The organism is Pseudomonas sp. SDO5591_S426 (genome assembly GCF_054070755.1).
In genome coordinates, this window is sequence record NZ_JBSVXD010000188.1 from 1 (window position 1) to 10,507 (window position 10,507).

Below are 10,507 nucleotides of genomic sequence, written 5' to 3' on the forward strand. Positions count from 1 at the left end.
TCTTGAAAGATCGCAGCCTTCGGCAGCTCCTACAGGGGAGCGCGGATAATCAGTCTTCCAGTGCGCGAACCCGCTCGTGACGCTGCTGCTCGTCAGGCTGGGCAGACGATTGCAGGGTGAAATCGAATTCGATTTCGGCAAAGCGACCGCTGACACCATGAGCCGCCGCACGGGCCTGATCATCGCTGAAGGTGATCTTGGCGATCAGCTCGTCACGGGTGGCGTAGGCGAAATCGTCATGCAGGTACTTTTCACCATCCAGGTTGATCTGGGTGGTCAGGTGGCGATGATCCGGCGCGGAAATGAAGAAGTGTACGTGCGCCGGACGCTGACCGTGACGGCCCAGTTGATCGAGCAGTTGCTGGGTCGGACCGTCCGGCGGGCAGCCATAACCCGACGGCACGATGCTACGGAAACGGTAGCGGCCTTCGGCATCGGTGACGATGCGGCGGCGCAGGTTGAATTCCGACTGCGAGGCATCGAAGTACGAGTACGTGCCGCCAGTGTTGGCGTGCCAAACGTCCACCACGGCACCGGCCAGAGGTTCGCCAGCGGTGTTGAACACGCGACCTTGCATGAACAGGGTCACACCCGGATCAACGCCGTCATCGAGGCGCGCTTCGCCTTCGGACAGCGGCGCGCCGGCCACGTACAGCGGGCCTTCGATGGTGCGTGGCGTACCGCCGGATTTGCCGGCCTGTTCGTCTTCGGCGTCCATCAGCAGGTCGAGATAATGTTCCAGACCGAGCCCGGCCACCACCAGCCCGGCTTCCTGGCGCGCGCCCAGCACGTTGAGGTAGTTGACCGCTTTCCAGAATTCTTCCGGGGTCACCGCGAGGTCTTCGATGATGTTCACCGAGTCACGCAGGATGCGGTAGACCAGGGCCTTGGTGCGCGGATTGCCCTGATCGTTGAGCAGGCCGCTGGCCTCTTCGAGAAACTTTTGTACTTCAGCAGTGTGGGAAATCTTGACGTTCATTTTGGTAGGTTCCTCATCTTGTAATTATTAGCGTAGCGAGCTGAACAGGCTGGGCTCAGCGGTCATCGTCACGGATGGAAGAAGGATGCCGGCACATCGCGTCGATTTCGATGGCCATGTACGGAAACAGCGGCAGTTGCATCAGCAGGTCATGCAGTTCCTGAACGCTGTCGACATCGAACACGCTGTAATTGGCGTAATGCCCGGCGATGCGCCACAGGTGGCGCCACTTGCCCTGCTCTTGCAGGCGCTGGGCCAGGGCTTTTTCGTCAGCCTTCAATTTATTGGCCGCTTCAGGATTCATGTCAACCGGCAGGTTCACGGTCATTTTTACGTGGAACAGCATAATGCTCTCCTCAGGCTTGATGAATGGCAGTGGAAGTTTTGTCGCGGCGGAAAAACGCCAGGCGCTCTTCATCCAGGCTCAGGCCCAGACCCGGGGTTTTCGGCACGTGCAGTTCAAAATCGCGATACACCAGCGGTTCGCTGAGAATGTCTTCGGTCAGCAGCAGCGGGCCGAACAGCTCGGTGTCCCACGCCAGTTTGTTCAGGGTAACGAAGGCATGCGCCGAGGCCATCGTACCGAGGCCACCTTCGAGCATGGTGCCGCCGTACAGGGCGATACCGGCCGCTTCGGCGATGGAGGCGGTGCGCAACACGGCGCGCGGCCCACCGTTCTTGGCAATCTTCAGGGCGAACACCGAAGCCGCGCCTTCGCGCGCCAGGTTAAACGCATCTTCCACGCATTCGATGGATTCATCGGCCATGATCGGCGCCGGGCTCATGGCATTCAAGCGCGCCATGCCGGCGCGGTTGTTGCGCGAGATCGGCTGTTCGATCAGGTCGATGCCATTGGTGCCGAGAATGCGGCAGGCACGGATTGCGACGGCTTCGTCCCAGGCCTGATTGACGTCGACCCGCACGCTGGCGCGGTCGCCGAGGGCTTTCTTGATGGCGATGACGTGGGCCAGATCGCGATTGACCTCGCCGGCACCGATCTTTAGTTTGAAGATGCGATGGCGGCGCAGGTCGAGCATTTTTTCCGCTTCGGCGATGTCTTTTTCGGTGTCGCCGCTGGCCAGGGTCCAGGCCACCGGCAGCGCGTCACGTACGCGACCGCCGAGCAATTCGCTGACCGGCAGACCCAGGCGCTTGCCCTGGGCGTCGAGCAACGCGGTTTCGATACCGGATTTGGCGAAGGTGTTGCCACGGATGCTGCGCTCCAGGCGCAACATCGCCGCATTGACGTTGCCGCTGTCCTGGCCGATCAACAGCGGCGCGAAGTGCGTGTCGATGTTGGTCTTGATGCTGTCGGGGCTTTCGTTGCCGTAAGCCAGGCCACCGATGGTGGTGGACTCGCCGATGCCTTCGATGCCATCGGCGCACCGCACGCGAATGATCACCAGGGTCTGGTTCTGCATGGTGTGCATCGCCAGCTTGTGCGGGCGGATGGTCGGCAGATCGACGATGATCGTCTCGATCGATTCAATGGCAGTAGCAAGCATTTCGATACCCATCAGGTTCTTGGAGTTCTGGAATCGATTCTCGTACGGCTTTTTTCGCGACGCCAATATAGAATTGGTCTGACTTGATACCTTAAAGGTATGCAACCGATTGAAGTCTGGAGGCTCCATGGAACTGCGTCACCTGCGTTATTTCCAGGTATTGGCTCAAACCCTCAACTTCACCCGCGCCGCCGAACTGCTGCACATCGCCCAGCCACCGTTGAGCCGGCAGATCCAGCAACTGGAAGACGAACTCGGTGTGATGCTGCTGGAACGCGGGCGCCCGCTGAAGCTGACCGACGCCGGGCGGTTTTTCCATGAACACTCCACCGCCCTGCTCGAACAACTGAACAAGGTTTGCGACAACACGCGGCGCATTGGCCTGGGGGAAAAGACCTGGCTGGGCATCGGTTTTGCGCCATCGACGTTGTACGGCGTGCTGCCCGAGCTGATTCGTCGCTTACGCAGTGGCGAGCCGTTGGAGCTGGAGCTGGGGCTTTCGGAAATGACCACGTTGCAGCAGGTGCAGGCGCTGAAGGCCGGACGCATCGACATCGGCTTCGGGCGTATCCGCATCGACGATCCGGCCATCATCCAGACCGTATTGACCGAAGACCGCCTGGTCGCCGCCCTGCCCGCCGGCCACCCGCTGCTTGCCGGTCCCATCAGCCTGCGCGATCTCGCCAAAGAACCCTTTGTGCTGTACCCCGGCAATCCGCGACCGAGCTATGCCGACCACGTCATCGCACTGTTCGAATCTTATGGGGTGAGCATCCACGTCGCGCAATGGACCAACGAGCTGCAAACAGCAATCGGTCTGGTGGGAGCCGGGATCGGGGTTACGCTGGTGCCGGCCTCGGTGCAATTGCTGCACCGCGATGACATCGGCTTCACACCTTTACTGGAAGACAACGCGACCTCGCCGATCATTCTCAGTCGACGGGTGGGCGATGTGTCGCCGGGGTTGAACCATTGTTTGCGGATGATTGATGAGCTGTTGCCCCGAGGCTAGGATCAACCCGCAAATGCCCGGCGCCCTGCCTTCATTTCGGTACGCAACTCGCCGACAAAATCAGAGATTGCGCGCACGCTGGTCAGTTGCTCGGTCGAAACACCGTCGAGCAACAGCTTGACGTCTCCGGAAACGGGCTCGAAAACTTGGATGCGCAGCAACCCCAGGGTTTCCGTGCACTCGCAGGACAAGGGTTCAAAACCCGACTCCACAATGTTGCAAAGGACTGAAATGGGAAGCATGGCTGACGCCTCCGGCGGCAGTTGAGCGGATTGGATCCGTTTCAGCATAGATCCGCTTTGAAGATTTTGCGCCAGCAATAAATGTTAAATGCCTCTCACTTTGAACAGATTTTCAGTGGGCATTGTCCTTCCAGATCCAGTTCCAGACCCCCGGCAATTCAACCGGCTGAGCACTGTCACGCAACGTACGCGCCATCGCCGCCCGCTGCAGTTCGGCTGTGTCGTTGTAAAACGGCTGGTCGGCGGTTTTCACGCCGGTCGCCTGGGCGCTGTCGAGCAGGATTTGCAAGTACTCGCGGGTATGCCGGGCGGTGTAGCGATTGAGGTCGTGAAAGGTCACCACCACCGGGATCACGCCGTCCACCACCGGCAGCTCGCCGCGGGCGATACGCTCGCGCACTTCCGACATCGAACGCAGCATGTGCGAACGGCGTCGCGGGCTGGCGTTGAAGCCCCAGATTTTGCCGTCGTTGGCGCTCAGGTCAGTCAGCAATACATGCAGGCCATGCTGTTGATAGGCGGCGAAGGTGCGCTTGTCGTAGCTCCAGAATGGCGGGCGCATCAAGGTCGGCGGCGCACCGGTGATCGCGGCGATGTCGGCACAGCCATCGGTGAGCGCCTGCTCCAGTTCTTGCGCGTCCAGCGAGCGATGATTGGTGTGCGACGGCGTGGCCGTGTGGAAGGCCAGAATGTGCCCGGCATCGCGCTCGCGATGCATGACCGCGCGGCCGATCTCACTGTTACCGGCCCGAGTGGCGCGGGTCTGCACGAAGAACACCGCTTTGATGTCCGGTTGCAGCGGATTGATCGCCAGGCTATCGAGCACGGTTTCGGTCGGATTCCAGAAACTCGACGCGCTGGGACCGTCATCGAATGTCAGCAGAAAGCGGATCGGTGGTTGCGCGCGCAGCCGTTGTTCGGTTTGCGGCGTCATTTCGATGGGAGCAGCGATACAGCCCAGCAGACCGACCGCCATGGCGCACGCCAATAGAACCTTGAACACCTGTTTCATGTTTTGCCTTGGGCCAGACCGTTTTGGTCAACACGTCAAACGGCAAAATTCCTTCGCCCGTTCATCCTTCTTCGACCCGCAGGAAGCTGCGGGCCGAGGTTGGATAAGGGTACACAGTGTTTGGTTCCAGGGCTCGTTTACTGCGCCAGCGCCTGTTGGAATGAGCCATCGATGATCGGCGCGGTTGCCAGTTCCGTCGGCAGTGCCTTGACCTTGAACAGGAAGTCCGCGGTGCTCTGCAAATCCCTGGCGGCCTGCGCATCCACCGGGCCGACGGTCATGTGGGCCTGACGCAACCAATGGCGGGAAACGTTCTGGTCGAGATTGGCCTTCTTCGCCCACAGGTCGGCGTATTCGTCCGTGTTGTTATCCACCCAGGCCCGGGCCTTTTTCAGGCGCCCGAGAAAGTCGGCGATGGCTTCACGCTTGCTGTCGATGGACGGCGTCGATGCGGCGATGGCACTGAGGCCTGGCATCAGGTTTTTTGCGGTGAGAATCGGCCGGGCGCCGGAGAACAGGATCTGCTGGGAAATGTACGGTTCCCACACCGGGAAGGCGTCGATGCTGCCCTGAGGCAACGCGGCGGCGGCATCGATCGGCATCAGCTTGATGAAGTCGACGTAGTCTTCCGGCAGGTCGGCTTTTTCCAGGGCGCGCAAGGTCAGTTGCTGGCTCCAGGCGCCGGGCCAGTAGGCGACTTTCTTGCCCTTGAGATCAGCAATGGTCTTGACCGGCGAATCCTTGGGCACCAGCAACGCGATAGTTTCCGGGTTCTGCCGCGACACGCCGATCAGCTTGACCGGTGCCTGCTTGGCAGCGAGGAACAGAAAACCCGAATCGCCGAGAAAACCCAGGTCCAGCGCCCCGGTGTTCAAGGCTTCAGCCAGCGGCGCGGCGGCCTGGAAGTGCTTCCAGTCGACCGTGTACGGCGCGCCTTTGAGCACGCCCGACGCTTCGACCGAGGCGCGAATGTTGTAGTAGTTCTGGTCGCCGATATGCAGGACGACAGGCTCGGCGGCGTAGGCCATGGGCGCGGCAAACAGCGCGCTGGTCAACAGACCGCGCACGAATCGGGACAGGTTCATCGGGGGCTCCTTGAAGGTGATTGCGCTAGACCATAACGCTCTTACAAGGGGCTTTTTAAATTCGATTTACGCATAAGCTCATGACTCGCGACATGCAGTGTTGGCTAAGCAACAGCGACTCAACAGACTGTTTTCCGGGGTACAGCCCACCGCGCCTTCCACTTCGCTGCAAGCCTTGAAAACCCGCAAAACCGAGCACATGGCACAGAGCCTGCAATATTCCTTTTATGCAGGAAGCATTCGATGAAATTAATTTTTTGGAAATAAGAATCTCGCCGCCTTGCCCGGAGCCGCCCATGAAACCCACCTTCCGTTTTCCCACCGTCAGGTCTCTGCTTGGCGCCTGCGCCCTGGCCCTGAGCCTGCAACCCCTGGCCCAAGCGGTTGAAGCGCCGCCGGCAGAAGTGCATCTGGATTACGCCTACTATTCGCCGGTCAGCCTGGTGCTCAAGCATTTCGGCTTTCTGGAAAAGGCCCTGCCCCAAACCAAGGTCAGCTGGGTGCTGAGCCAGGGCAGTAACCGCTCGCTGGAATACCTCAACAGCGGCGGCGTGGATTTTGCGTCTTCCGCCAGTCTTGCGGCGGTACTCAGCCGCGCCAACGGCAGCCCGATCAAATCGGTTTACGTCTATAGCCGCGCCGAATGGACGGCGTTGGTGGTGCGCAAGGACTCACCGTACAAAACCGTAGCCGACCTCAAAGGCAAGAAAATCGCCGTCACCAAAGGCACCGATCCGTACCTGTTCACCCTGCGCAGCCTGCAACAGGCCGGCCTGAGCAAGGACGATGTGGAACTCGTGCACTTGCAGCACCCGGACGGTCGCACAGCATTGGAAAAAGGTGATGTCGACGCCTGGGCCGGACTCGATCCGCACATGGCCGCCAGCCAGGTCCAGGCCGGTTCGCGCCTGCTGTACCGCAACACCGGTTTCAACAGCTATGGCGTGGTCAGCGTCACCGACAGCTACGCCAAGGAACATCCGCAAACCATCGACACGGTGCTGAAGGCGTACGAACAAGCCCGGGAATGGGCGGTAAAAAATCCTGAAGAACTGGCGAAACTGCTCGCCACCGAATCCGGCCTGCCACTGGAAGTGGCCAAGCTGCAACTGTCGCGCACCGACCTGAGCAGCCCGCAACTGACGGCCAAGGATGTGATCGCCTCGAAAGCCGCCGCACCGATTCTGGTTTCCGAGGAATTGGTACGTCGGGGTGTGAACGTCGATCAGGTGATCGATCATTTGATCGACACCGGTTTCAAGGAAACCGTTGCTCGTCAGTAACAGCAAAAGATCGCAGCCTTCGGCAGCTCTTACAGGGAAACGCATATCCCAATGTAGGAGCTGCCGCAGGCTGCGATCTTTGATCTTGTCGTGACTGGAGTCCCTCATGACCAGCAAAAGCAAAAGCCTGCCCACGCACCTCGCATTGCCTGCACCGCGACGCCTGAGCGATACCTGGCGCCAGCGCCTCAAAGGCCTGGCGCTGCCCGTGCTGATCCTTCTGGTGCTGGAATTCGTCGTGCGCATCGGCTGGCTGCCGTCCTACCAGATGCCCGCCCCGAGCGAAATCGCCCTGACCCTCAAAGACCTCGCTGAAGGCGCGCTCTGGAAGCACATCAGCGCCAGCCTGTTGCGCGTACTGCTGGGCTTCGTCATCGGTGCAAGCCTGGCGCTGTTGTTCGCCGCGTGGGTCGGTTTGAGCCGTGAAGCCGAAGCCTGGCTGGAGCCGACGTTCGCCGGCCTGCGCTCGATCCCGAGCCTGGCCTGGGTGCCGCTGTTGCTGCTGTGGCTGGGCATCGACGAGACCTCGAAAATCGTCCTGATCGCCATCGGTGCGTTCTTCCCGGTGTACCTCAACGGCGTCGCGGCGATCCGCAACATCGACCGCAAACTGGTGGAGGTCGGGCAGATGTACGGGTTCAGTCGTCGCCGCTTGGTGCAACGGATTCTGCTGCCTGCCGCCCTGCCCGGCCTGTTCACCGGATTGCGCAGCGGCCTGAGCCTGGCCTGGATGTTTCTGGTGGCCGCCGAACTGATCGCCGCCACCAAAGGCCTGGGTTATCTGCTCAGCGACGGTCGCGAGACTTCACGCCCCGACATCGTGCTGGCCGCCATCATCGTCCTGGCGTTGCTGGGCAAACTCAGCGACGGCCTGCTCGCCAGCCTGGAGAAACGCTTCCTGGCCTGGCGCGACACGTTCAACGGCCAAAGCGCAGAGGATTGAGCCATGACCGAACACTTGCTGGAAATTCACGTCGAGCGCAAATCCTTCGCCGCCACGACCGTTCTGAACAACGTCCATTTACAGTTGAAGGCCCGAGAGGCCGTCAGCCTGCTCGGTCCCAGCGGTTGCGGCAAAAGCACCTTGTTGCGGATCGTCGCCGGGCTGGAAAAAGACTTCCAGGGCACCCTGCGCAGCCGCGCCGGTGAAGTGGCTTTTGTGTTTCAGGAACCACGGCTGATGCCTTGGCTGACGGTGGAACAGAACATCGGCTTCAGCGCCGACAACCATTACGACAAGGCCTGGGTCACGCAACTGATCGAGGAAGTCGGTCTCGGCGGATTTGCCCAGTCCCTGCCCAAGGCGCTTTCCGGCGGCATGGCGCAGCGGGTGGCCATCGCCCGCGGTCTCTACTCGCGGCCGCAAGTGCTGCTGCTCGACGAACCTTTCAGCGCGGTGGATGCCTTTACCCGCATGAAACTCCAGGACCTGCTGCTGCAACTGGCCGAGCGCCACGCCATCGCCCTGCTGCTGGTGACCCATGATGTCGATGAAGCGCTGTACCTCAGTGATCGCGTGCTGGTGATGGACAACCGGCCCAGCAGCATCCGTCAGGAATTGGCGGTGCAATTGGCACATCCCCGTGATCGACGCGACCCGCTGCTGGCGCAACTCAAGGCGTTGTCGTTGACCGAGTTGCAACGGGCGCACGTGATCTGAGGCAACTAGACTGAAAGCCTTGGCCGGAGGATTCAGTCGATGTGCGGAAGACTGTCGCAATACCGGGGTATTCACGATTTCGTGGCGGTGCTGAGCATTCCCGACGCGCTGATCAATCACGTCGGCGATCAGCCCCTGGCCCGCTACAACGCTGCGCCCACCACGCAACTTGCGCTGTTGCATCTGGAGGACGACGGCTTGCATGCCGATTCGCAGCGCTGGGGTTGGCGACCGCACTGGGCCAAGGATCGCGCCGCACCGATCAATGCGCGGGTCGAAAAAGTTGCCCACGGCCCATTCTTCCGCGCGATCTGGCCGCACCGCGCGATCTGTCCGGTCGATAACTGGTTCGAATGGGTCGATGCCGGAGACGGCACACGGCAACCCTGGCTGATTCGCCGGCGCGATCATGGGCCGGTGTTGTGTGCGGCGATCGGGCAATTCCCGATTGGAAGCGCTCCACCGAGGGACGACGACGGGTTTGTCATCATCACCGCCGACAGCGCGGGCGGCATGGTGGACATTCATGACCGACGACCGGTGGTGTTCTCGGCAGAATTGGCGCGGGAATGGCTGGACCCGGCGACCCCCAGGGAACGCGCCGAGCAAATGTTGCTTTTGCAGGGTGAAGACAGCGATGCATTCCACTGGCACAAGGTCACCAAAGCGGTTGGCAACGCGAGAAACCAAGGTGCGGAGTTAATTATAGAGGTGACCTGAAAGTGTCAATAACGACAGCGAAACAGGCATAACTAACGACATTACGTTGAAGATGACGTTATTCGCGTTACAACTACTGTTTCAGTCAATTAACACTTGTAGCGCATCGTCAACCGCCGGTCTGACTACCGAGTCGCATTGCATACATTTTTTGTCGCTGACGCTAGTATTCGCGCCGCATTTCCAGTTGCACCACCCAGTTGACCAAAGAGTCAATAACTAAGGAAATTCCATACAACAAGCCTTGCAGAGAACTAAATTGCGCGACGATTTTATAAATAATCAAGTCGTGAGTCTGGCGTGTGTTTATCTTACAAAGACAGAACACTACCAACTCGACTGCTTTATCGGGCAATACATAGAAACCCGTAACTTGCGTTCAATCCCCAATATCAACGCGGTCCTGAATTCGACCCTCGAAAGCTACCCGGGCATGCCTCCGGTGATGGTCAACGAGCTGAATGCCTGGATCGACAAGACGTTGGGTTTTCGAGCCTCTCATCCAGATTTCATGCCGCTGGACGACGCTTGAACCTTGGGCGGGGCCTTTCGGCAGAAGAACTGAACGAACCCGCCCATGCACCACTCTGAAGACAAGAGGCTCGCTGAGCCTCTTTCTTTTTCAGTCGTCTTATTTCTGCACTCTGTCTCTTCACGCCGTTTGCATCGCAGATTTCCCTGAATCCCCTAATCGACTACTGAGCCAATGTTCCGGCTCGCTTCAGGAGGAATACATGAGCGAACTCGTGCCCTATGCCGTGCATTACGTGTTTGACGGCGTGCGCCAGCATTTTTTCAAACTGGCGGTGAACTTCTCCGATGGCCAGGCCATTCATTCGGCCTCAGTCCATGCGCTTCCCTCAGGCAGCCACCAAATGTCGACACCCGCCAGCCTCGAAGCCGCGCGTGCAGATGCCTGCCAATTGGGAATCACCCAGATTCGCTGGAATGAGGCGGTTTGAACAGCTCCAAGAATCCCAGGAATACGCCATCCCTGTAGGAGCTGCCG

General features: G+C 59.9%; 13 protein-coding genes. 7 read left to right on the top strand and 6 right to left on the bottom strand.

Annotated elements, in window-relative coordinates; all coding sequences use genetic code 11:
• Nucleotides 1-49: 49 nt before the first annotated feature.
• The 3 genes from catA to ACW9JC_RS25180 are packed head-to-tail and all read right to left on the bottom strand — an operon-like array spanning nucleotide 50 to nucleotide 2,484.
• Nucleotides 50-979 carry a catechol 1,2-dioxygenase gene (gene catA, locus ACW9JC_RS25170; RefSeq protein WP_416129615.1) on the bottom strand — a complete coding sequence of 310 codons (930 nt, stop codon included), beginning with the start codon at nucleotides 977-979 and terminating at the stop codon, nucleotides 50-52.
• Nucleotides 980-1,034: 55 nt separating this feature from the next.
• On the bottom strand, nucleotides 1,035-1,325 hold the full coding sequence (catC, locus tag ACW9JC_RS25175; protein WP_338586040.1) for a muconolactone Delta-isomerase: 291 nt from the start codon (nucleotides 1,323-1,325) through the stop codon (nucleotides 1,035-1,037).
• Nucleotides 1,326-1,335: 10 nt separating this feature from the next.
• Complete coding sequence (locus ACW9JC_RS25180; protein ID WP_165798769.1) at nucleotides 1,336-2,484, bottom strand: muconate cycloisomerase family protein; 1,149 nt, start codon at nucleotides 2,482-2,484, stop codon at nucleotides 1,336-1,338.
• A gap of 127 nt (nucleotides 2,485-2,611) precedes the next feature.
• Between ACW9JC_RS25180 and ACW9JC_RS25185 the strand changes: the two genes are divergently transcribed.
• Entirely contained in the window at nucleotides 2,612-3,496 is an 885-nt protein-coding gene (locus ACW9JC_RS25185) for a LysR family transcriptional regulator (protein ID WP_338586038.1), read from the top strand.
• 2 nt (nucleotides 3,497-3,498) lie between these two features.
• On the opposite strand, the gene ACW9JC_RS25190 is transcribed toward ACW9JC_RS25185, so the two are convergent.
• The 3 genes from ACW9JC_RS25190 to ACW9JC_RS25200 all read right to left on the bottom strand — a co-directional run bounded on the left by ACW9JC_RS25190 (nucleotide 3,499) and on the right by ACW9JC_RS25200 (nucleotide 5,778).
• Complete coding sequence (locus ACW9JC_RS25190; RefSeq protein ID WP_457458359.1) at nucleotides 3,499-3,738, bottom strand: DUF1652 domain-containing protein; 240 nt, start codon at nucleotides 3,736-3,738, stop codon at nucleotides 3,499-3,501.
• Nucleotides 3,739-3,850: 112 nt separating this feature from the next.
• Nucleotides 3,851-4,750 (bottom strand): polysaccharide deacetylase family protein, encoded by a 900-nt coding sequence (locus ACW9JC_RS25195; RefSeq protein WP_457458350.1) that lies wholly within the window; start codon nucleotides 4,748-4,750, stop codon nucleotides 3,851-3,853.
• A 137-nt stretch (nucleotides 4,751-4,887) separates the two neighbouring features.
• Nucleotides 4,888-5,778, bottom strand: a complete 891-nt coding sequence (locus ACW9JC_RS25200; RefSeq protein WP_457458361.1) for an ABC transporter substrate-binding protein — start codon at nucleotides 5,776-5,778, stop codon at nucleotides 4,888-4,890.
• Nucleotides 5,779-6,131: 353 nt separating this feature from the next.
• Here ACW9JC_RS25200 and ACW9JC_RS25205 point away from each other — a divergent pair, with 353 nt between their 5' ends.
• The 6 genes from ACW9JC_RS25205 (at nucleotide 6,132) to ACW9JC_RS25230 (ending at nucleotide 10,460) form a co-directional block, all read left to right on the top strand.
• Nucleotides 6,132-7,118 (top strand): aliphatic sulfonate ABC transporter substrate-binding protein, encoded by a 987-nt coding sequence (locus tag ACW9JC_RS25205; protein ID WP_457458352.1) that lies wholly within the window; start codon nucleotides 6,132-6,134, stop codon nucleotides 7,116-7,118.
• A gap of 106 nt (nucleotides 7,119-7,224) precedes the next feature.
• Nucleotides 7,225-8,061, top strand: coding sequence for an ABC transporter permease (locus ACW9JC_RS25210; protein WP_338586033.1), 837 nt, complete (start codon nucleotides 7,225-7,227; stop codon nucleotides 8,059-8,061).
• 3 nt (nucleotides 8,062-8,064) lie between these two features.
• Complete coding sequence (locus tag ACW9JC_RS25215) at nucleotides 8,065-8,778, top strand: ABC transporter ATP-binding protein (protein WP_457458354.1); 714 nt, start codon at nucleotides 8,065-8,067, stop codon at nucleotides 8,776-8,778.
• Nucleotides 8,779-8,817: 39 nt separating this feature from the next.
• Complete coding sequence (locus tag ACW9JC_RS25220; protein WP_457458356.1) at nucleotides 8,818-9,498, top strand: SOS response-associated peptidase family protein; 681 nt, start codon at nucleotides 8,818-8,820, stop codon at nucleotides 9,496-9,498.
• A 259-nt stretch (nucleotides 9,499-9,757) separates the two neighbouring features.
• The gene (locus ACW9JC_RS25225) at nucleotides 9,758-10,030 is read left to right on the top strand and encodes a hypothetical protein (protein WP_419709794.1); all 273 of its coding nucleotides are present in this window, start codon (nucleotides 9,758-9,760) and stop codon (nucleotides 10,028-10,030) included.
• A 202-nt stretch (nucleotides 10,031-10,232) separates the two neighbouring features.
• A complete protein-coding gene (locus ACW9JC_RS25230) occupies nucleotides 10,233-10,460 on the top strand; it encodes a hypothetical protein (protein WP_338586029.1) in 228 nt (75 codons plus the stop codon).
• The last annotated feature ends 47 nt before the right edge of the window (nucleotides 10,461-10,507 follow it).